The organism is Kaistella gelatinilytica, from assembly GCF_015679325.1.
Taxonomy (GTDB): Bacteria; Bacteroidota; Bacteroidia; order Flavobacteriales; family Weeksellaceae; genus Kaistella; species Kaistella gelatinilytica.
Genome location: NZ_JADPVI010000001.1, coordinates 315424 through 338827, shown reverse-complemented (window position 1 = coordinate 338827; position 23404 = coordinate 315424). Strand labels below are relative to the sequence as shown.

At 35.5% G+C, this 23404-nt stretch carries 19 protein-coding genes; 7 read left to right on the top strand and 12 right to left on the bottom strand.

All coding sequences use genetic code 11. The annotated features are described in order from the left end of the window. The 5 genes from purC to purB form a co-directional block, all read right to left on the bottom strand. A complete protein-coding gene (gene purC / locus IV494_RS01420) occupies positions 1-720 on the bottom strand; it encodes a phosphoribosylaminoimidazolesuccinocarboxamide synthase (RefSeq protein ID WP_196078391.1) in 720 nt (239 codons plus the stop codon). Between the two features lie 28 nt (positions 721-748). Beyond that, positions 749-1450 (bottom strand): DUF3307 domain-containing protein, encoded by a 702-nt coding sequence (locus IV494_RS01415; protein ID WP_196078390.1) that lies wholly within the window; start codon positions 1448-1450, stop codon positions 749-751. Beyond that, positions 1451-2056 (bottom strand): SatD family protein, encoded by a 606-nt coding sequence (locus IV494_RS01410; RefSeq protein ID WP_196078389.1) that lies wholly within the window; start codon positions 2054-2056, stop codon positions 1451-1453. Between the two features lie 157 nt (positions 2057-2213). Beyond that, positions 2214-5903, bottom strand: a complete 3690-nt coding sequence (locus tag IV494_RS01405; RefSeq protein WP_196078388.1) for a phosphoribosylformylglycinamidine synthase — start codon at positions 5901-5903, stop codon at positions 2214-2216. 124 nt (positions 5904-6027) lie between these two features. Continuing rightward, the gene (purB, locus tag IV494_RS01400; protein WP_196078387.1) at positions 6028-7455 is read right to left on the bottom strand and encodes an adenylosuccinate lyase; all 1428 of its coding nucleotides are present in this window, start codon (positions 7453-7455) and stop codon (positions 6028-6030) included. A 170-nt stretch (positions 7456-7625) separates the two neighbouring features. On the opposite strand from purB, the gene IV494_RS01395 reads away from it, so the two are divergent. Together IV494_RS01395 and IV494_RS01390 are read left to right on the top strand one after the other, a co-directional pair. Continuing rightward, a complete protein-coding gene (locus IV494_RS01395) occupies positions 7626-9227 on the top strand; it encodes a GMC family oxidoreductase (RefSeq protein WP_196078386.1) in 1602 nt (533 codons plus the stop codon). A gap of 59 nt (positions 9228-9286) precedes the next feature. After that, entirely contained in the window at positions 9287-10648 is a 1362-nt protein-coding gene (locus tag IV494_RS01390; protein WP_196078385.1) for an aldehyde dehydrogenase, read from the top strand. Between the two features lie 40 nt (positions 10649-10688). Here the strand turns inward: IV494_RS01390 and IV494_RS01385 are convergent, their stop codons facing one another. Next, the gene (locus IV494_RS01385; protein WP_394368390.1) at positions 10689-11279 is read right to left on the bottom strand and encodes a thioredoxin family protein; all 591 of its coding nucleotides are present in this window, start codon (positions 11277-11279) and stop codon (positions 10689-10691) included. 84 nt (positions 11280-11363) lie between these two features. Between IV494_RS01385 and IV494_RS01380 the strand changes: the two genes are divergently transcribed. From IV494_RS01380 to IV494_RS01360, 5 genes are all read left to right on the top strand, one after another. Continuing rightward, a complete protein-coding gene (locus tag IV494_RS01380) occupies positions 11364-12239 on the top strand; it encodes a lysophospholipid acyltransferase family protein (protein WP_196078383.1) in 876 nt (291 codons plus the stop codon). A gap of 39 nt (positions 12240-12278) precedes the next feature. Beyond that, positions 12279-13241, top strand: a complete 963-nt coding sequence (locus IV494_RS01375) for a glycosyltransferase family 2 protein (protein WP_196078382.1) — start codon at positions 12279-12281, stop codon at positions 13239-13241. Positions 13242-13307: 66 nt separating this feature from the next. Next, on the top strand, positions 13308-14168 hold the full coding sequence (locus IV494_RS01370; protein ID WP_196078381.1) for an alpha/beta hydrolase: 861 nt from the start codon (positions 13308-13310) through the stop codon (positions 14166-14168). A gap of 18 nt (positions 14169-14186) precedes the next feature. Then, complete coding sequence (locus IV494_RS01365) at positions 14187-14954, top strand: alpha/beta hydrolase (RefSeq protein WP_196078380.1); 768 nt, start codon at positions 14187-14189, stop codon at positions 14952-14954. 49 nt (positions 14955-15003) lie between these two features. Then, positions 15004-15561: a 3'-5' exonuclease gene (locus IV494_RS01360; protein ID WP_230379806.1), complete on the top strand. Its 558-nt coding sequence runs from the start codon at positions 15004-15006 to the stop codon at positions 15559-15561. A 9-nt stretch (positions 15562-15570) separates the two neighbouring features. Here IV494_RS01360 and apaG read toward each other — a convergent pair whose 3' ends face one another. From apaG to IV494_RS01330, 6 genes are all read right to left on the bottom strand, one after another. Then, positions 15571-15957 (bottom strand): Co2+/Mg2+ efflux protein ApaG, encoded by a 387-nt coding sequence (gene apaG / locus IV494_RS01355; protein ID WP_196078379.1) that lies wholly within the window; start codon positions 15955-15957, stop codon positions 15571-15573. Positions 15958-16042: 85 nt separating this feature from the next. Beyond that, positions 16043-17299 (bottom strand): 2-oxoglutarate dehydrogenase complex dihydrolipoyllysine-residue succinyltransferase, encoded by a 1257-nt coding sequence (gene odhB / locus IV494_RS01350; RefSeq protein WP_196078378.1) that lies wholly within the window; start codon positions 17297-17299, stop codon positions 16043-16045. 18 nt (positions 17300-17317) lie between these two features. Beyond that, the gene (locus IV494_RS01345) at positions 17318-17884 is read right to left on the bottom strand and encodes a hypothetical protein (RefSeq protein WP_196078377.1); all 567 of its coding nucleotides are present in this window, start codon (positions 17882-17884) and stop codon (positions 17318-17320) included. 6 nt (positions 17885-17890) lie between these two features. Beyond that, positions 17891-20698: a 2-oxoglutarate dehydrogenase E1 component gene (locus IV494_RS01340; RefSeq protein ID WP_196078376.1), complete on the bottom strand. Its 2808-nt coding sequence runs from the start codon at positions 20696-20698 to the stop codon at positions 17891-17893. Positions 20699-20794: 96 nt separating this feature from the next. Continuing rightward, the gene (locus IV494_RS01335; protein ID WP_196078375.1) at positions 20795-21832 is read right to left on the bottom strand and encodes an SRPBCC family protein; all 1038 of its coding nucleotides are present in this window, start codon (positions 21830-21832) and stop codon (positions 20795-20797) included. 78 nt (positions 21833-21910) lie between these two features. Next, entirely contained in the window at positions 21911-23179 is a 1269-nt protein-coding gene (locus IV494_RS01330) for a glucose-1-phosphate adenylyltransferase (protein ID WP_196078374.1), read from the bottom strand. Positions 23180-23404: the final 225 nt, after the last annotated feature.

Genomic DNA, 23404 nt, shown 5'->3' with positions numbered 1-23404 from the left:
TTATTTGTGTAATACTTTTTTTAATCTTTCGTAGATCTCAACATAAGCTTCGGTGACTTCGCCCAAATCGCGTCTAAATCGGTCTTTGTCGAGTTTCTTCATGGTATCTTTATCCCAAAGTCGGCAAGTATCTGGGGAGATTTCATCAGCTAAAATAATTTTGCCGTTTGAATCTTTACCCAATTCTATTTTGAAATCGATGAGGATGATATTCATCTGATCAAAAAGGTCAATTAAAATATCATTTATGTCTGATGATAATTCGTACATTTCATCGAGTTCGTCATAAGTTGCGGCACCCAGGAAAACGGCGTGATGATCATTAATAAGAGGATCTCCAAGATCATCTCTTTTATAACAAAGATCGAAAATGGTTACGGGAGATTTTATTCCTTCCTCCACACCTAATCTTTGCGCCATACTTCCAGCCGAATAATTGCGAACCACCATTTCCAGAGGAATGATATTTACTTTTTTAACGAGTTGTTCTCTTTCATCTAATTTTTTGATGAAATGGGTTGCGATTCCTTTCGTGTTCAAATATTCGAAAATCAGTGTGGTAATCGCGTTGTTCATTTCTCCTTTGAGATCTACACTTCCTCTTTTTTGTGCGTTGAAAGCGGTTGCATCATCTTTGAAACGGACAATCACTTCATTGGGATTATCAGTTTCGAAAACTTGCTTTGCCTTTCCTTCATAAAGCATTGCTCCTTTTGTCATTTTTACTTTTTATTAAATTTTATTTCTATTAAATTTTTACTAAAATCCCTGTAAGAACTGCAATACCAAAACTTAGCAAAGTTCCTATCAGGACGTACTCTGTGAGTTTTCTCTGTTTCGCTTCGGCAAGATCACTGAATCGGAAAACCGATTTTGCGGCGATCATAAATCCAACTCCTTCCCAATGATTCACCAAAATAAATACAAAAACCAAAAGTCGTTCTAAGATACCGATATATTTACCCGCATTTACGAGAGATTCGGTTTGTAATTTACTGTGTTCTATGGTGATGGGCGTCCAAATTGAGATAATGGTCTTGATCAATATCGAAGACGGAACTGATAAAAAGACGAACGCGGTGAACAATTTTAAATTTTCCGGATTAAAGAAATCTTGCCATTTAAAATAGGGAAAATAGAAAATCGAAACGGCTCCAATTACTACTATATGTGCGATCTGATCAATAAAAAACCAGGTTCTTTTCGTTTTCGGCGTTTGAAATTTCAATTTTGCCCAATCGATTAAAAAGTGAGTTACCCCGATAATTAAAGCGATCCACCATAAGTTAAAATTCCATAAAAATAAGAAGGCAAGTGCGGTATGCAGTAGAATATGGATGTATAAATAGATACTTCCGCCTTTTTTTTGCTCCTTATCAGCGACCCAAGAATTAGGCTGAAGAATAAAATCTCCTAATAAATGTGCCAATATGAGAGGGATGAAAATCATTTATAATTCTGCTATTTTCTTTCTAAAAAATTGGTCGGTTTCCTGCAACAATTCAAAATTAGCTCTTTTAATTCTTTGACTAACTGAAGATTGTGTGATATTGAGTTCTTTTGCGAGTTCTTCCTGGGTTAAAGCTGGATTTCGCAATAACTGGTGAATAATCTCCGCAGTTGCGGCGGTCCAGTTATCAAAATCGATTGAAGCCCATCTGAAAAGAATGTTCAAATCGCGCTTCACCTTTTCATTTTCTGTTTGTATCGCTAATGTTCTTCCCTGAGATTTAATTTCAGTCAACAACCGCCCGGAATTTACATAAGCGGACCCATTGGATTCAGTAATTTTCTCCGATTGAAAAACTTCATTTCCGATTCCGATGGCAAGACGAACATCTAAATTCTCAAAACTTCGAATGAGCGATTTTAATAACAATGCTTTGTGAAATACTTCATCAACACTGCATTTTAACTGAAATTCGTCACCGCGATATACTTCCCAATTTTGTGGTGTAGCAGACCATGACCCCAATAAATCCTTTAGCTTGGGGAGCCATAATTCGCTTTGGGAATTTTGAGAATTGATAATATCTCCGGTAATAATCGCGATCATGTTACAAATATAAGCAATAATCCTTATAAATTCAAAATATAAGGTAAACACCTAATAAATTTCCGCTTTCAATAAGTATAAAATATAATCAAATCTACTAATAATGCCCGATTATAAGCAAATTAACTTATATTATAATTTATATTTAGAGTGAATATTATTTAAAATATTCGACTCCGTTTTTAAAGATATTATGATAATTCGCAGTTGGAATATTTTTCATTAAACCTTCTGCATATCTTTCCGGATGACCCATTCTACCAAATATTTTTCCAGATTTAGAAGTAAGACCTTCAATTCCGAACAGTGAGTTATTTGGATTGAACGGCATTCCGTGTGCAATCTTTCCGTCGTGATCAATATATTGCGTTGCAATCTGTCCGTTTTCGTACAATTCCTGAATCACCTTCTCCGAAGCCATAAATCGTCCTTCACCGTGCGAAATCGGAATCGTGAACACTTGGTCTTTCATTCCTTTTAACCAAGGAGAATCGTCATTGATGACTCTCACATCAACCATTTGAGAAATATGACGTCCGATTGCGTTATGTGCTAAAGTCGGCGAATCTGCATCTAAATCCCGAATCTCACCATAAGGCAACAAACCAGATTTTACCAAGGCCTGAAAACCGTTACAGATTCCGAGAATCATACCGTCGCGTTCCAATAATTGATGAACTGCATTTTTCATCTTCTCATTTTTCAAAACATTAACGATGAATTTTGCCGAACCGTCGGGTTCATCTCCGGCAGAAAAACCACCCGATAAAACTAAAATTTGAGACTGATTAATTTCCGAAATCCAGGCATCTAAACTTTCATTTAAAAGTTGATGATTGAGATTTATTAAGGGCAATCCTGAAACTTCAGCACCTTCTTTTCGAAAGGCGTTTTGAGTTTCATATTCACAATTTGTTCCTGGGAAAATCGGAGCAAAAACTTTCGGTTTCGCTAAATTGTGTTTTAAGATATGAATCGTTCGCGGACGAATTGAATTCAATTTTGAATCAATTTCAACAACCATTTTTAATTTTTCTTTAGTTGGAAAAAGTTCTTCAAAAGTTCCTCTCCACACTTCAAGTAGTTTTTCGATATTAAATTCAAAACCACTGATTTTCAATATATTTGAATTTTTAACTTCACCAATAACTTGAAGTAAATTATTTTCTAAAACCTCTGAACTTTCGATTATTAAACTTCCAATATTCTTTGTTAAAAGTAAATCTTCATCTACTTTAATCTCTGCTCCAAGGTGATTACCAAAACTCATTTTCGCTAAGGCAACTGAAACTCCACCCTCTTTAATCGTCTTAACCGAAACAATCTTTTTCGACTTAATATTCTCAAATATAAAATCAAAGATCTGTTTCAAATCTCCGTAATTCGGCAATCCATTTTCTTGCGAAATATGGTTGAATAAGTATAATTTATTTCCGGCCTTTTTGAACTCAGGTGAAATGATATTTTTCTTTTCTCCGTTCGCACAAGCAAACGAAATCACGGTCGGTGGAACGTGAATGTCCTGGAAACTTCCACTCATTGAATCTTTACCTCCAATCGCAGCCAATTCAAAATTCATTTGCGCATCATAAGCACCAAGTAGAGAAGCTAAGGGTTTTCCCCACTTCTCCGGCTGATTTCCTAACTTCTCAAAATACTCCTGGAAACTCAAACGGATGTTTTTATAATCTCCACCCATCGCAACAATCTTAGCCACACTTTCAACAACCGCATTGGCAGCGCCAACCAACGAGTTTTGAGACGATATATCAGCATCAAATCCCCAAGAGGCCAAAGACACTGTTTCGATATTTTTAGCATTTAAAATAGGCAGCGTTTGTACACTTCCTTCCATTTCGGTCAACTGATGTTTTCCGCCAAATGGCATTGCGACAGAAGTTCCGCCTACAGAAGCATCGAACATTTCTGCCAAACCTTTTTGGGAGGCGACATTTTTACTGGAAAGTATGTTGAAGAAATTATCTTCATTGAACTTTATAATCTCATTTTCAATTGGTTGCAAGTGTGAAACTTCAGCATGCTGCGTTTTTGCACAACCATTGGTATCTAAAAAGGCTCGGCTTAAATCAACGATTTTATTTCCCTGCCAGAACATTTGCATTCTACCAGAATCGGTTACTTTAGCAACTTCTACGGCTTTTATATTTTCTTTTTCACAGAACCTGATGAATTTTTCTTTGTCTTTCGCTTCAATAACGACTGCCATTCTTTCCTGGGATTCAGAAATCGCCAATTCAGTTCCATTTAAACCTTCATATTTTAAAGGCAAGATGTCAAGGTTAATTTCAAGTGAATCAGCAATTTCGCCAATTGCAACTGAAACTCCGCCTGCACCAAAATCGTTTGATTTTTTAATTAAAGTTGTGACTTCACGCTTTCTGAAGAGTCTTTGGATTTTACGTTCTTCAACTGCATTTCCTTTCTGAACTTCAGTTGACAAAGTATGAATCGAGGTTTCATCCTGAACTTTAGAACTTCCACTTGCACCACCTACTCCGTCTCTTCCGGTTGCGCCACCTAATAAAATAACGAGGTCGCCATTTTGTGGTTGCTCTCTTTTAACCCAATCTTTTTTAACGGCTCCAACCACAAAACCGACTTCCATTCGTTTTGCTTTATAACCATCGTGGTAAATTTCATTCACAGAAGTCGTGGCTAAACCGATTTGATTTCCATAAGAAGAATAACCGTTTGCGGCTTGTTTCGTAATCGTTCGTTGCGGAAGTTTTCCGGCTAAAGTTTCAGAAATCGGTTCTAAAACATTGGCTGCTCCGGACAAACGCATCGCTTGATACACGAAAGCACGACCAGACAACGGATCACGGATTGCACCTCCTAAACAAGTTGACGCACCACCAAAAGGTTCAATTTCAGTTGGATGATTATGAGTTTCATTTTTAAACAACAAATACCATGGTTCTTTCTTTCCATCGAATTCAGCTTCAATTTCAATCGTACAGGCATTTATTTCATCTGAAACGACAAGGTTTTCCAATTTACCTGTTTTATGAAAATATCTTGCACAAACAGTCGCTAAATCCATTAACGAAACCGGTTTTGCTTCACGGCCCAAGAACTTTCTCTTCTCTAAATAATCATTAAAAATCGTTTCTAAAGTAGATTTAAAAGAATCATTAAACTGAATATCAGTCAGTTCAGTTTCGAAAGTCGTATGTCGGCAATGGTCGCTCCAATACGTGTCGAGAACTTTCAATTCTGTTTCGGTTGGATTTCTATTTTCGGTTTTAAAGTAATTTTGAATAAATTCTAAATCATCAATATCTAAGGCAAAACCGTGATGGTCATAAAACGCTTTTAATTCCTCTGCAGAAAAATCATTGAAACCTTCATGAACAATAACCGGATCAGGAGTTTCTTCCGCCGGAATTTCTAATTTTGATAAATCTTTAACTTGAGATTCAACCTTATTAATCAAATGATTTTTAATGGTTTCAACTTCAGATTCAGAAACTCCGAATAATTCGATGAGTTTTCCACTTCTTACTTTACCGTTTTCATTTTCAGTCAATAAGGCAATACATTGTTGTGCTGAATCTGCACGCTGATCATATTGTCCGGGTAAAAATTCGGTTGCGAAATGAATGCTTCTCGCCGGATTTTCTTCATGTAAAATATCGGTCACCGGATCTACAAAAGTACTGTTGATGACTTTTGAAAACTCATTGTCATTAACACCAAAAACATCATAAACATTATAGACTTTAACATCTTTAATAGTCGGAACAATATTTTTTATTTCATTAAAAACCTGAGGACTTTCAACATCGAAAATTCCTTTTTTTTCTACGAAGATTCTTTTTTTCATTTTTAATTTTTATAATAGGTTTTCAGCCTATTCTTTATTAAAGCGTCCTTTCAGGACTTTATAAGATTCATTTACTTGACAAAAACTATAAAAAAAATGCAGCCAAAAAGACTGCATTATTTATTTATACTTTAAGGTCGGCTTTCAACCCGATTAGGTCGGCATACTTTTGCAAAATTGGATTTACCTCATTTTCAATAAACTCCTGCGTCTGAATCGGCGCAAATCCGATGAAGTTTTTCGGGTCTAGCACTTCCATCAATTTCGATTTATCCAGTTTTAAGGAATGATCATTTAAAATTCTTTCGAGCAAGTCGTTTTCTTTTCCTTCTTCTTTCACCTTTTTTGAGGCTTCCATGGAATGCACGCGGATGGTTTCATGAATTTCCTGACGGTCACCGCCGGCTTTCACTTCTTCCATAATGATATATTCGGTCGCCATAAACGGAAGTTCTTCCATAATATGTTTCTGAATTCTATTTTCATAAACCACGATTCCGTTCATGATATTATTCCAAATCATCAGAATAGCATCAATTGAAAGAAACGCTTGGGGAATAGTTAATCTCTTATTGGCAGAATCATCCAAAGTTCTTTCAAACCATTGTGTAGACGCGACCATTGCTGAACTTGTTGATAGTGACATCACGAATTTTGCCAAAGCGCCTATTCTTTCCGAACGCATTGGATTTCGTTTGTAAGCCATCGCAGAAGATCCAATTTGATTTTTCTCGAAAGGTTCTTCAATTTCTTTTAAATTCTGTAAAAGCCTTAAATCATTGGTGAATTTATGTGCAGATTGCGCAATATTAGAAAGCAATGCCACTACTTTTGCATCAATTTTTCTATCGTAAGTTTGTCCTGAAACTCCAAACACTTTATCAAAACCAAAACGTTTAGAAAGTTCTTTATCTAAATGTTTTACTTTGGTATAATCGCCATCAAACAATTCTAAAAAACTTGCAGCTGTTCCGGTTGTTCCTTTTACGCCTCTAAATCTTAAAGTTTCGATGAAAAACTCTAATTCTTCAAAATCTAAGACTAAGGATTGTAACCATAAAGTGGCACGTTTTCCAACAGTTGTTAACTGTGCCGGTTGATAATGGGTAAATCCTAAGGTTGGTAAATCTTTATATTGAAGAGCGAAATCAGCCAGATTTTTCATCACGTTGACCAATTGTTTTCTGATCAACAAAAGACCATCGCGCATTTGAATGAGATCTGTATTATCTCCAACAAAAGCCGAAGTTGCACCGAGATGTATAATTCCTTTTGCTAAAGGAGCAGCGTCGCCATAGGTGTGAACATGCGCCATTACGTCATGACGAAATCTCTTTTCATATTCCGCAGCTTTGACATAATCAATGTCTTCAGCATTTTCTTTAAGTTGAGCGATTTGCTCCTCGGAAATGTCAAGTCCTAAATCTTTCTCGATTTCAGCGAGTGATATCCATAGTTTTCGCCAGTTTCGGAACTTATTATTGGGGGAGAAATTATAGAGCATTTCTTCACTCGAATAGCGTTCTTCAAGAGGATTTTTGTAGGAATTCATTTTAAATCTTTAAGGACACAAAAGTAATATTTTAAGAGGAGAAATAAAAGTTAATCAATCTTAAATAAAATTTATTTGTTAATATCTTATTTAAAGCATCATTAAAAATTGTTGATTTTTTGAAAAATGGTCAATTAAATGATTAAATTTAAAAATTAGACTCTAAAGAAATGAATATAGATTTTATAATTATTGGCGCAGGTTCCTCCGGATGTGTCTTGGCGAATCGGTTGAGTGAGAATCCAAAAAATTCTGTGTTGTTGATAGAAGCCGGTGGAAAACCGAGTTTTTTATCTAAAATTCCGGGTTGGTACAGTTTATTAAACCGCAGTAAAATGGACTGGGCTTTTTCAACCGAACCCCAAAAATTTGTCAATGATCGAAAAATTTATATTCCACGAGGAAAATCTTTAGGCGGTTCGACTGCCACTAATGCAATGGCTTACGTCCGCGGAAACTCGAAAGATTATGATGATTGGCAAGCACAAGGAAATAGAGGCTGGAATTACGAATCGGTTCTACCTTACTTCAAAAAATCTGAAAATAATCACTCCTTTAATAATGAATTTCATGGCAAGGATGGAGAACTGAATGTTTCTTTGAGAAAAGAATACAACAAATCGACTTACCAATTTATTGAAGCCTGTAAAGAAAACGGCTTAAAATTTAATGAAGATTATAACGGTGAAAAACAGGAAGGCTCTTCATTTTTACAATTCACCATTGACAAAAATATTCGTCAAAGCACGTATGAAGCATTTTTAAAACCCATATCTGATCGGACAAATTTAACCATCAAAACAAAAACTTTCGTAAAAAGAATTTTAATTGAAAATGGAAAAGCGATTGGAGTAGAAATTTACACCGGCAAAAACACCTCTGAAAAAATATTTTGCAATAAAGAAGTCATTCTTTGTGCGGGTGCTATTCAATCGCCACAGCTTTTAAAAGTTTCTGGAATTGGTCCAAAAGAGGAACTGAAAAAATTTAATATCGATTTAATTAAAGATTTACCCGCTGTTGGCGAAAATTTGAAAGACCACGTCTGGACTGGAACCAGTGATTTCAGTAATGTAAATGGGTTAAATACTATCATTAAAAAAACGGGTTTCGTCAATAACTTATTTCAGTATTTTCGAAAAAAGGAATCTTTGCTGAACCACTCTATCATTGAAACGACGTCCTTTTTTAAGTCTTCAGAAGACAAAGAAATTCCAGATCTGCAATTTCATTTTTCGCCTTTACATATGGGAAATGATTACAAAGCGGATCTCTACAATCCTTTTTCACTTCCGCTAACGAATGGTTATACTATTTTGGCAATTTTATTGCATCCAGAGAGTTCAGGTTTTGTAGGGTTACAATCCAGTGACAGCAGAGTTCCACCGATTATTCAACCTAATTTCTTATCTGAAGAAAACGACGTTAAACGATTGTTGATCGGCTTAAAAAAAGCAATGGCAGTTTTGGATTCGCCGAGTTTTGATAATGTAAGACTAAGCAAAATGAATTGGCCCGCAAGAAATTCATCTGATGAAGTCTTGATCGAGCACCTTAAAAAAACATTAGAAACACTTTACCATCCTGTTGGAACCTGCAGAATGGGAAACGGTGAAAATTCTGTCGTAAATGACCAATTAAAGGTTCACGGCATTGAAAATTTGAGAATTGCAGATGCTTCAATTATGCCAGATATTATTTCGGGAAATACGAATGCTGCATGTATCATGATCGGTGAAAAGGCCGCAGATTTTATATTAAAAACAAATTGATTCTCAGAAATTTAAAATAATATTAGACTAAATTTACTTCAAATTATAAATAAAAAATAATGGATTTTCAAAATATTTTAGCAAATCAGCGGGATTTCTTTAACACTCAGAAAACTAAAAGTCTGAAATTCAGAAAAATGTACTTAGAAAAACTGAAAGAAGTGCTTCTAAAAAATGAGGAATTATTGTGTGATTCGATCTATAAAGATTTCGGAAAATCTAAATTTGACACGTACACGACAGAAATTTCCTTTGTTATCAAGGATATCGACTATTTTTTGAATAATTTAAAATCTTTAGCGAAACCTAAAAGTGTCCGAACTAATTTAGCCAATCAATTTGGCTCCAGTAAGATTTATTCAGAACCACTTGGTTGTACTTTGGTGATCGGGGCGTGGAATTATCCTTTACAACTCTCACTTTCACCAATGGTTGCAGCTCTCGCAGCTGGTAATACGTGTATCGTGAAGCCAAGTGAGATTGCAGAAAATTGCATGAAGGCAATGGCAAAAATCATCAATGAAAATTTTCCGAAAGAATATTTGTTCGTTGCAGAAGGCGGCGTAGAAGAAACCACTGAAATTCTAAAATTAAAATTCGACAAAATATTTTTTACAGGAAGTCCCAAAGTCGGAAAGATCATTTATGAAGCTGCAGCAAAACATTTAACACCCGTCGTCTTAGAACTGGGCGGAAAAAGTCCGGCAATTGTAACTTCTTCTGCTAACTTTGAGGTTGCTGCAAAGAGAATTGTATGGGGGAAATTTCTGAATGCGGGTCAAACCTGTGTCGCACCGGATTATATTTTGGTTGATGAAAAAGTAAAGGACAGTTTTTTGGATTCCTTAAAATCTTACATTCAGAAATTCAATTATCAAGCAGATTCTAAGGAGTATACGCAAATTATTAACGATCGGAATTTTGAAAGACTTACCAAATTAATCGATCAGGATAAAGTGTTCTTTGGTGGAAAAACGGATGCCGCAAAAAGATTTATCGAACCGACGATCCTTCAAAATGTTACCTGGAATGATGCAGTGATGCAGGAAGAAATCTTTGGACCCATTTTACCGGTTTTGACTTTTAAAAATTTCAATGAAGCTTTAATTCAGATCGCTGCACAGGAAAAACCCCTTTCTGCCTATTTATTTACTGCCAGTTCTGAAGAAAAAGAAAATTTTATTTCTAAAATTTCTTTTGGTGGTGGTTGTATTAACGATGTCGTGATGCATTTAAGCAATGATTATCTGCCATTTGGCGGCGTTGGAAATTCCGGAATTGGAAATTATCACGGAAAATTTGGCTTCGACGCATTTTCTCATCAGAAATCAATTTTGGATCGTGCAACCTGGGCAGAACCGGATTTTAAATATCCACCTTACACAGACAAAAAATTAAACTGGATCAAAAAACTATTATAAAAAAAAGTCTCGTCATTTATTTGACGAGACTTTTTTATAATTATGATTTCGGAGACCATTCCTTAAAGAATGCTTTGGTCTTTTCTAAACTGTATCCTTTTCCATCTTCTAAAACCGAGCTGTCCTGCGTATGAATGAGTTTTCCATTTTGATCTAAAACCAGGAAAACAGGATAGCCAAATTTTGCTCCGGGATTATCATATTTTGCGAAAACTTTCACATTTTTATTTTCCGGCGAATAATTCAAATGATAGTACACGTAATTTTGATCAACTACTTCCTTTAATTCCGGCGTAGTTTGGACGTAATTATTGAATCGCAAACACCAAATACACCAGTTTCCACCGGCTTGAATCATGACGTTCTTATTTTCTTTCTTTGCCTGTTTAACCAATTCTGCGATTTTAGCTTCAGCATTTTCCTTGTCGTTGTAAGGTTTCGGGAGCTTTGCGATCTCGGCTGCAGCAGCTTTTTTCTTTGCTTCTAAAATAGCAGTGCTGTCAACTTTTACAATCAGCGATTTATCTTTAACATTGTTTTGAGTTTTTAGTTGATCAGTTTTTTGCGAACATGCCAAACTAGTGATCAGCAATGACGAAAAAGCGAGAACCTTGAAATTCATATCAATCATTCTTTTTATATTATTTATTCGTCGCAAATTAACAAAAATAGAGCCAACGATAAACTTTATTATCGTTAAATTTGTAAATTATCTATGAAATTTTTATTTAAAATAATCCTGCTGTTATCACAAATTCCATTGCGGATCTTGTACCTGATTTCGGACTTTATGTTTTTTGTGATCTATCATCTTATTGGTTACAGAAGAAAAGTGGTACTTGAAAATTTACAGCATTCTTTTCCGGAAAAGTCGCCTTTAGAATTAAAAAAAATTGAGAAAAAATTTTACGTCAATTTTTGCGATTATATTGTAGAAACTTTCAAATCCTTTACCATTTCTTCTACGGAATTGCGAGTTCGGGTGCAGCACTTGAATCAGGATATATTTCAGGAGGCAAAAGCAGAAAACAAAAATGTGATTTTGCTTGCAGGTCATATCTTTAACTGGGAATGGTACAACGCTTTAGCTACCATTATCCCGCAAGAAAACAGTTTTCCTGTCTATAGAAAAGTTCAAAACAGTTTTTGGGAAGAAAAGATAAAATCGCTTAGAAACAGATTTGGGAATCAAGCTTTAGAAGCAAAAGAAGTGATCCGTCATATCTTCCGCAATCCTAATGATGGAAATTCTGTTTATATGTTTGTCGCAGATCAAACTCCACATTACTCGGAGGTTACTTATGGTTTAAATTTTCTGAATCAAAAAACCCCAGCTTTTGTTGGATACGATAAACTTTCGACGAGGATCGATCTGGCGTTTGTTTTTTGTGAGATGAAGAAAGTAAAAAGGGGATATTATCAAATCAATTATTACAGAATATATCCTGACGGAGAAAAGTTTGTGGAACATGAAGTGGTGCAAAAATTTCACCGTCTGCTGGAAAACACCATTAACAAAAGACCCGACAATTATCTTTGGTCGCACAGAAGATGGAAATATCAAAACGCGATTAAAATCATGGGTTCTTAATTTGCAAATTTATTTTGATCAATCATTAATTTTTAAATCTTGAATTTAGCAATCGTCATATTAAACTGGAATGGAAAAAGTTGGTTAGAAAAGTTTCTTCCCAATGTTATTTCAAACTCTGTAAACACTAATATTTTTGTTATTGACAATGCATCAACAGATGATTCTGTTTCTTTTTTAAAAGAGAATTTTCCGAGCGTAAAAATTGTTCAAAACGAAAAGAATTACGGATTTGCAGGCGGTTACAATGAAGGTTTAAAAGAAATTGACAGCGAAATTTATTGTCTTTTAAATTCTGATGTTGAAGTCACTGATAACTGGATCTCTCCGGTTATAAATTTATTTCAAAGTGATTCCACAATTGCGGCCATTCAACCTAAAATTTTAGATTATAATCGAAGAAATTATTTCGAATTCGCAGGAGCTGCAGGTGGTTTCATTGATAATTTGGGATTTCCCTATTGCCGTGGAAGAATTTTTGAAAACATTGAAACAGACAAAGGACAATACGACGATGAAACCGAAATTTTCTGGGCTTCAGGTTGTTGTTTCTTTATCCGATCGGAAGATTTTTGGGCTCAAAATGGTTTTGATGAAAGATTTTTTGCGCATCAGGAGGAAATCGATCTTTGCTGGCGTTTGAAAAATTCGGGAAAGAAAATATTTTACACAGGAAAATCTACAATTTATCATGTTGGAGGCGGAACTTTAAATAAACAAAACCCACAGAAAACTTTTTTAAACTTCAAGAATAACCTTTCAATGCTTTTGAAAAATCTTCCACTTGCAACTTTATTTTGGTTGATCCCATTTCGTATGGTTTTAGACGGATTCGCAGGAATTTATTTGGGTTTGACGAATAGTTTCGCTCATTTCTGGGCAGTTATCAGAGCACACGGAAGTTGGTACGGACAATTTGCAGGAACGTTAAAGCTTCGTGGTAAAAATCAGAATAAAGACTATTATCATTCAAAATGGTTAATATTTAAACATTTCCTTTAATCATTCGTAAAAATTCAACTTATATCCAATTCTTCTGATAAATTTATCTAAATTTATATCACCGATATGAAAATAGATATTTACTTTATCCTGACCATTGCTGTAACTGTAACCCTAATTTTGGGTTTACTCATTTACTTTTTTCAGCATAGATTTTTCTTTCAACCGGAGAAATTGGCGCCAGATTTTAAATTTGCTTATGACAATTTGAAAGCCGAGGAAAGAACCGTAGAAACTGAACCCGGCGCACAAATTAATTATCTCCATTTCCTCGTAGATCATCCGAAAGGAGTTGTGATTTATTTGAAAGGTAATACCAAAAGCATCAAAGGTTGGGGAAAATTCGCAATTGATTTTACAAGACTCGGCTACGAAGTAATTATGATGGATTATCGTGGATTCGGGAAAAGTACGGGAAAAAGAACGGTCGAAGCGATGAAACGTGATTCCCAGTTCATTTATGATATCGCTAAAAAAGAATATTCCGAGGATAAAATTATAGTTTATGGTCGATCGCTCGGTTCTGGATTTGCGGCAAGACTGGCTGCAAAAAATAATCCTCGAATGTTGATCCTCACTTCTCCGCTCTACTCGCTTTTGCGGACTATTCACCGTTATCTTCCTTTTATGCCTGCAAAACCTTTTCTTCGTTATAATATTCCGACTTTTCATTATCTAAAAAATGTTCGTTGCCCTATTAAAATTATTCACGGTAGCGACGATAATTTAGTTCCCATAAAAACTGCAATCGACCTGTCTGAAATTAATCCAAAACTGACGAGACTTTACGTAATTTTAGGAGCAGGTCATATTAATATTCATCAGTTTGAAGAATACCATCGCGTGATGGAAGAAATTTTTGAGGAGCGAAAAGTTTTTATCGATATGGATAAAACAAGTATGAATGAAAGCCACAGGAAAAATTAGTTTTCATAAATTTGCATCATGTCGGAAATCCTAAAATACTTTCAGGAAAAAGTAGTTTTTTTACCAGTCATTTTACCGAATCAACACCAATTCGACTTTGAAAAAGATTTCGAGGAATATTTCTGGGAAACACCGTTTGATGGAACGATCAATGTGCTTCATTTCAAAATTAAAAATCCAAAAGGTGTTCTTCTCTATTTTCACGGAAACTCGGCCAACCTTCATCGATGGGGGAAAATTGCCGGTGAATTTACAGAATTTGGGTATGATGTTTTGGTAATGGATTATCGTGGTTACGGGAAAAGTTCCGGTCCCAGAAATGAAGATCTGCTCTATTCCGACGCTCAGTTTTTCTATAACTTTGCAAAGAAGATTTATGGAGAAGAAAAGATGGTCGTTTACGGGAGAAGTTTAGGTGGTGTTTTTGCCTTAAAAGTTGCTGCTGATAATCTGCCAAAAGCTTTGATTTTGGAAGCTACATTTTTTAATTTGCAGGATATAGTAAACCGTTGGTTACCAAAAAAGGTGACCGATCGCGTTTCTCCAACGATGACTTATCATTTTATGTCCAACGAAATTATACCACGAGTAAAAGTTCCTCTGTATCATTTCCACGGAACAAAAGATAAGGTCGTTCCGCTAAAATCCGGCAAAAAATTATTTGAAGTTTTTGAAAAGTCACAACCAAAAATAGAAAAAAAATTCATCGAAATTTCTGGTGCAAATCATGATGACTTAGCTTCATTTGAAGAATTCATAAATGAAATAAAAAACATTCTCTCCTGAAAAAAACAACTTTCCGAATTTAAATAATATCTAAAAAAATGATAAAAAATTGATTGATTTCTGCGCCATTGATTTTGAAACTGCAACTCACGAAAGAAATTCTGCGTGCGAGATGGGAATTTGCGTCGTTGAAAATGGCGTGATAGTTAAAACACAAACCTGGCTTATTAAACCTCCAAGTTTCCCTTATTTTCACCCGAGAAACATTGATGTTCATGGGATCACTCCTAAAGAAGTTCAAAACGCACCCACTTTTGAAGAGATCTGGCACGAAGCCGAAAACCTGATGTACGGAAATCTGATGATCGCTCACAACGCTGGTTTCGATGCGGGAGTTTTGCGAAGCTGTCTGGATTATTATGGTTTTTTTAAACCGAAAATTAATTACTTATGCAGTATCTCTTTAGCGAAAAAATCCTGGAAAGATCTACCAAAATACGGACTTAAATCTTTGGCTGAACAGCATAATATCCAATTCAACCACCACAGAGCGGGAGCTGACGCGGAAGTTTGTGCAAAAATATCGCTGCTTGCCTTTGAGAGATTAATGCTGACGAGAAATGAAGAGGTAAATGAGGTTATGAAAAAAAATCTAAAAATTCTATAATCAGGAAACTTAATTACTCAGAACCTGGGCAACTAAATTAAATTTTGGAATTTCTATTTCTAAAGTATCATTGGTCAGTAGATGGCTGCAAAAATAAGTTCCCGACATATTTCCAACACCGGATCTGAGATTGACATTTGAAAAATATTTAAAAGATTCTCCCGGGTGAATTTCGGGAGTTAAACCGATCACCCCATCTCCCATCACTTCAGTAAATCCAAAACCAACGTCATAGATCAACCATTTTCTTCGCAGAAACTTAATGGGAAAGTCGCTTAAGTTTTCGATCGTAATGTGATAACGAAAAATAAAACGGTTTTCTGAGGGAAAACTGTTTTTAACGTCATATTCTGGAACAACGGAAACCTTAATATCGAATGTAGTTGCAGAAAACATATTGGTTATTTTTTTTTATTGAATACAAAAATCCCGCCTTTAATTAGCGGGATTGTGAATATTTTAGAAATATTTTAAATAAATTTTACAATTCAAGCGCTTTTCTTTCGTCGCCATCCATTAAGAATTGTACCGGGTTATCGATCGCTTCTTTCACGGCTACTAAAAATCCTACAGATTCTTTACCATCAATGATTCTGTGATCATAAGATACCGCCAGATACATCATTGGGCGAATTACAACCTGTCCGTCAATCGCCATCGGTCTTTGAAGAATATTGTGCATTCCCAAAATTGCAGACTGCGGCGGGTTAATAATTGGCGTAGACATCATCGATCCGAAAGTACCACCATTCGTTAATGTAAAAGTACCCCCTGTCATTTCATCAATCGTAATTTTACCATCTCTTACTTTTTCAGCAAGGGATTTGATGTTTGCTTCAACAGCTCTGAAAGTCATATTCTCAGCATTTCTAAGAACCGGAACCATCAAACCTTTTGGTCCTGAAACCGCAATTGAAATATCGCAGAAATCGTAATTAATTTTGTAATCTCCATCGATAGAAGCATTTACGTCAGGATACATTTGCAACGCTCTAGTAACTGCTTTTGTGAAGAAAGACATAAATCCTAAACCGATACCGTGTTTTTGCGAAAATTCTTCTTTATATTGTTTTCTAATTCTGAAAATTTCAGACATGTCGACTTCATTAAAGGTAGTCAACATTGCAGTTTCGTTTTTCACAGAAACCAATCTTGCTGCGATTTTCCTTCTTAAAACTGAAAGTTTTGTAGTGCTTGAACCTCTTGATCCTGTTGTAGAAGAAGCAGATCCCATTGCTGCAACAGAGGCAGTTTCGGCATCATCTTTTGTAATTCTACCATCTCTTCCGGAACCTGAAACTTGCGCAGTGTCAATTCCTTTTTCGTCCAAAATTTTCTTAGCTGCGGGAGAAGGAGTTCCCGATGCATAACTTGTAGCAACTGGCTTTTCTTCTTTTTTAGCTTCCTGAACGATCGCTGGTTTTTCAACAACCTTTTTTTCTGCTTGTGGAGCCTCGGCATTTTCCGTTTTTGGAGCAGCTGAACTATCCGGTTTCGCAGCCGCAGTATCGATCAAACAAACAACTTGTCCCACCTGTACCACTTCACCTTCTTCCGCTTTTAAAGTGATAACACCACTTTGTTCTGCAGGAAGTTCCAGCGTTGCTTTATCGGAATCAACTTCAGCGATCGGTTGATCTTTTTCTACAAAATCGCCGTCTTTTACCAACCAAGATGCGATTTCAACTTCTGTGATGGATTCTCCCGGCGACGGGACTTTCATTTCTAATATTGACATCGTTAATATTTTTGTTTATTATTTTAAATCTTTTAAAAATTGCTCCGGAATAAATCCTATTAATACTGGAATTTGTTTTTTTTCCAGAACGGTAAATTTCCAGTTTTTTAAGTCAGTGGAATTTGCGACCGCTGTTTTGTCCGTATCTATTAAGAAATATCCCGTTTTATCGTTATATTTCACATGTTCATCACCAAAAGATTTTTGCAAAGCAGCCAGCAAATCATCTTTGTTTAGATCAGCTTCATTAAATTTCATTTCCAGTTTTTGTTGAAAATCGATCTTCACAAATTTCTTTTCTTTCTGATCAATAATTTTATCACTTACCACTATATTTTCTGGAGTTACGAAATGAAAATCAATTTCCGGTGAATTGAACATGGCGTTCATTTTTTCAACCAACTGCTCTTTCGAAAAGAGTTTCAAGAAATCTTCATTACCATAAAGCTGAAGTGCTTTTTCAAAATGCTTTTCTATAATTAAATTATTATAATCCCGAAACTGACTTTCAATATCAGCTTTCATGTTCTGCGCAAAAAACGGAACACAAAAAATTAAACTTAAAAATAAAAAGATTTTTTTCATTTAAAATTAAGCAGTTACTGGTCTTTTTACAGGTGCATCGTCTCGGTCAAAAACTCTGTTGATCACATTGTTCTGATTTTTCTCAAACATTTTATGACTACCAGGAGCTGGCGTTCCACTCGCAACTGCTGCAATAACCTGAATTCCTGTGTCTCTGAAATTTCTTAAAATAAAAGTCCAGGCTCCCATATTTTCTGGCTCTTCCTGAACCCAAAGAAGTTCTTTTCTATTTTTATATTTCGCGAAGATTTCTTCAATTTTGTCATTCTGAAGTGGATAAAGCTGCTCAAATCTTACCAAAGCAATATTCTCACAATTCAATTCTTCTTTTTTAGCTAAAAGTTCGTAGTAAATTTTACCTGAACATAAAACTAGTTTTTCAATTTTATCGGCATTCGCAGTAGAATCGTCGATGATCGGTTGGAATTGTCCGTTTGCAAAATCTTCTAAAGGCGAAACAACTTTCGGGTGACGAAGCAAAGATTTCGGAGTCATTACTATCAATGGCTTTCTGAAATTCCATTTTAACTGTCTTCTCAACAAGTGGAAATAGTTTGCAGGCGTTGTCGCATTGGCAACCGTCATATTTTCGTTTGCAGCAAGCGTTAAAAATCTTTCCAGTCTGGCGGAAGAATGTTCTGCACCTTGACCTTCAAAACCATGTGGAAGCAGCATTACCAATCCATTTTGGATTTTCCATTTCTCTTCTGCGGCTACCAAATACTGGTCGATAATAATTTGTGCTCCATTCACGAAATCTCCAAATTGAGCTTCCCAAACCGTTAAAGTTTGCGGTGAAGCCATGGCATAACCATAATCAAAACCAAGCACTCCATATTCGGAAAGGTGGGAATTGTAAATATCGAAACGGCTCTCGGAAATATGTCTCAACGGAATATATTCTTCTTCTGTATCTTCTGTTTTCACAACGGCGTGACGGTGAGAGAAAGTTCCTCTCTCCACATCTTCACCGGAAATTCTTATATCATTCCCTTCTGTGAGCAAAGTCGCATAAGCTAACCATTCACCAAGTGCCCAATCCAAAGAATTGGCTTCGATCATTTTTAAACGGTTCTCAAATAGTCTTGTGATCTTAGAAATGAATTTTTTGTCTGCAGGCAACGTCGTCATTTTAATGGCGAGTTTTTTTAATTCCTCTAAATTAAATCCTGTATTGACAGGAATCTGCATCGCATCTTTTGGACTTAAAGGGAAATCTGTCCAGTCCTTGGACATAAAAATATCCATTGTATTTTTTTCAATTTCCTTTGAAGCATCATAATCTTCATCTAAAAGCTTTTTGAATTTAGATTCCATTTCTTTTAGAAGCTCATCAGAAACTACGCCTTCTTTGATCAATTCAGCTTTATAAATCTCTCTTGGATTTGGGTGTTTTGAAATCGTTTTATATAAATTCGGTTGCGTGAAACGAGGTTCATCACCTTCATTATGACCATATTTTCTATAACCTAACAAGTCGATATAAACATCTTTACCAAATTCCGAACGGAAATCTGCAGCAAATCTAATCGCGTGAACAACAGCTTCAACATCATCCGCATTTACATGCATCACTGGAGATTCGGTCACTTTTGCGATATCTGTACAATAAACTGACGAACGGGCATCTATATAATTGGTGGTAAATGAAACCTGATTATTCACGACAATATGAATCGTTCCACCTGTTTTGTATCCTTCCAAAGTCATCATCTGTGCGATCTCATAGACAATTCCCTGTCCTGCAAGAGCACCGTCACCATGAATAACGATCGGTAAAACTTTTTTGTAATCTTTGTATTTATGATCAACTTTAGCGCGGCAAATACCTTCTACCAAAGCTGCTACAGTTTCTAAGTGTGATGGATTTGGAGTTAAATTAATGATAACTTCTTCACCAGATTCTGCTTTAATAATTTTAGATGAACCTAAATGGTATTTCACGTCACCGGAAAATACATCTTCTTCGAATTCTTTACCTTCAAACTCCGAAAATATCTGTTTGTAAGATTTCCCGAAAATATTTGTCAAAACGCTTAATCTCCCGCGGTGAGCCATTCCTAACACAACCTCATCAACTCCTAATTGAGAAGAACGCGTGATCAACTGATCTAAAGCTGGAATAAGAGATTCGCCACCTTCTAAAGAAAATCTTTTTTGACCAACAAATTTGGTATGAAGATAATTCTCAAAAGCAACTGCCTGATTCAATTTTTCTAAAATCTCCGTTTTTTCCGGAACCGAAAGTTTAGGATGATTTTCATTAACGGTGATCCATTCTCTGATGAATTTTTTTTCTGCGACATTGTTAATGTGCATATACTCTGTACCGATCGATTCGCAATAAATCTTTTCAAGATGGATGATCAATTCCTGCAGCGTCGCAGCAGCACCCATTCCTGTTTCAGTTGCAGAATTAAATTTAGTATTTAAATCGCTTGATGAAAGTCCAAAATTTTCGATATCCAAAGTTGGTTCGTAGTGTCGTCTTTCTCTTACAGGATTGGTATTGGTAAACAAATGCCCTCTTTGTCTGTAAGCTTCAATTAAATTAAGAACTTTGAATTCTTTTTGAATGTCATCAGGAATTTGTGCTTTAGAAACAATTTGATTCGCAACCGGAGCCGAATTTTGCATTGATGGTGCGGAAATATTTTCCGAATCGTCTTCGCTGTAATTTTCGAGCGCAAAATCAAATCCCTGAAAAAATGCTTTCCAGGAAGGCTCTACAGAATCGGGATATTTTAAATATTGCTGATATAAGTCTTCTATTAACTGCGAATGTGCAGCATTCAGGAATGAAAATTTGTCCATTTTTTACAGATTAACTCTTTATTTTATTTAAAAGACAAATTTAGCAAAAAAAAGTGAGGTAATAAAGCTGAAGGACCTTTAAAAAACTTAAAAAAATTATCTGAAAACGGGCAGTGACAATTTAATTACCGTATTACCCTCGTCTCGTGGTTCCTCCAAAAAAGTCTGTTGCAATTCTCCACTGCGAAGCGTATCTCTTTTTGCTTTGAGAAGTAATTCCTGGATCGATTTTATTCTTCCGGCGTAGTTTCCACGGTAATAGATGACGTAGTTTTTTGAAGCATTAAGGGTTCTGAAACTGAAATTATTATCTGAAATTGAAATTCTTTTTGAAAGCGGAATCCCGTAAAAATAAGAAACTTCTTTGTCTTTGAAATTATCGGCGTCGGTGATCAGTATTGGTTCTCCGTATTCATCGCTTTTCTTCGCCAAATCCATTTTCACATAATTCAGCACTTTGTTATGAGTGATGATAATATTTTTAAAGAGCGCATTTTTATCATTTTTAGAATTTACACTAATTCCCAAAAGCAACTGGCCTTCCTGATTCTCCACCATCAAACTGTCGAATTTTAACCTTTCACGTTGTTTATCTTTATCCACTTTATTACCCAGCATACTGTATAAATTTTTCATGCTTGCATTGATCTGATCTGCAATATAATCCTCGGTCAGTAAATTTAGAGAACGTTTTAAAAATGGTTGTTTCGGAGTTTGAATGTACCAAACAATTTTAGTTTTCTCGTGATCGGCTACGAATTTTACATCAATCAGATAAGGATTGCTTTGCTTGCCTTCGAATAAACGGTAACGTAATGTTTTGTTGGGATTTGCATATCTTATAAAGAGATCTCCCGAAATATTTTCGTTTTTTTTATCGTGAAAAGTCATGGCACTTCCCTGCCCTTCGTAAGGCGTGAAATACTCAAAAGACAATTGATCATTTTTACTGAAGAAGGAATTCCAACTGCTGAAATTCTGGAGATTATTAAATTGAGGAAATACTTTTTCTACAGGATAATTAATTTCTTTTTCAATAGTGAAATTTTTATTTTCCTCTACGAAAGACATAGAAACGGCATATACCGCAAAGAAAATAATGATGATAAGAGTTCCGTATTTTAACCAACGCATGGCGCAAAAATACAAAAACTAGTACAAAAAAACACGGCGATAAAAATATTGCCGTGTTTCTTGATCGAATAATTTCATTTAGGGAATTATAGTTCCTGCACTAATTACTGCATTTTTCTTCACTACTACAATTCCGTCCTTGATTGAATGGTTCTCATAATCGCCATCAGGAAGATGTTTCCCCCCGATAATGCGAACATTATCACCAATGCTGCAGTTTTTATCGAGAATTGCATTTTCGATGTAACAATATTTTCCTACACCCAAATTTGGAACACCATTTTGATCATTAGAAATGATGTCTTCCGTATTTTGATACAGATCTGCTCCCATCATATAGGTACACATTAAGGTGCTCCCTTTATCAATTCTACTTCGGTTTCCCACGAGAGAGTTTTCAATCTTATCTGCCATCACGATACAACCATCGCCAAAAATAGCTTTGCTTACATACGATCCTAAAATCTTTGAAGGCGGAAGCATTCTCGCTCTTGTGTAAATCGGTGCATTACTGAATAGATTGAATTTCGGAAAATCTCTGGTTAAATCGATGTTAGCATCAAAGAAAGATTCTATGGTTCCAATATCTGTCCAATAACCATCATATTGAAAGCTTAACGTTTTATAAGTTCCTATTCCGTTCGGAATTAATTCACCTCCAAAATCATCGCCGGGATCTTCTGAAAACATCTTTTTCAATACTGCTTTGCTGAAAACATAAATTCCCATAGAAGCCAAATATTCTTTGCCTTCATTCCTGCTTTTCTCAGACACTTCTGATTTCCAGTCATTCAACAAATCAGAACTCGGTTTTTCGATGAATGAAGTGATATTTCCGTCATCATCTGATTTTAAAATTCCAAAACCTGGAGCATCTTTCGCATTTACAGGAATGGTAGCAATAGTAATATCGCCTTCGTTTTTGCAATGGTAATCGATAAGCTCCCTGAAATCCATTTGATAAAGCTGATCACCGGATAAGATTAAGATATATTCATAATCATATTTATCCAAATGCTTCATCGACTGGCGCACGGCATCTGCAGTCCCTTGATACCACTGATCGTTTTCTACATTTTGTTCTGCGGCTAAAATATCAACGAAACCTCTGCTGAATATATCAAAATGATAAGAATTCTTAATGTGCGAATTCAAAGAGGCCGAATTAAACTGGGTTAAGACTAAAATCTTGTTGTAGCCCGAATTTAAACAGTTAGAAATAGGAATATCAACTAATCTGTATTTTCCTGCAATAGGAACAGCAGGTTTTGAGCGGGAATAGGTTAACGGAAACAGCCGACTTCCTCTTCCACCACCGAGTACGATTGAGATGACATTGGGTTTCATACTTAATAAATTTTGTTAATTACAAGTTATTTGATCTATAACAATATTAGTGTTTTTTACGCACTAAACAAAATTTTATAGAGGGAGAATTATCCATTTAACAGGATTTAATAATGATTTTGAAGAGTGATTAAGAATTGAAAGAATAAAAAATAAACAGCGCTGATCGTATTCTATTCCAACTTATCAATTCTTCTATAGCTTTACAATTTAGTTTAGTACTTC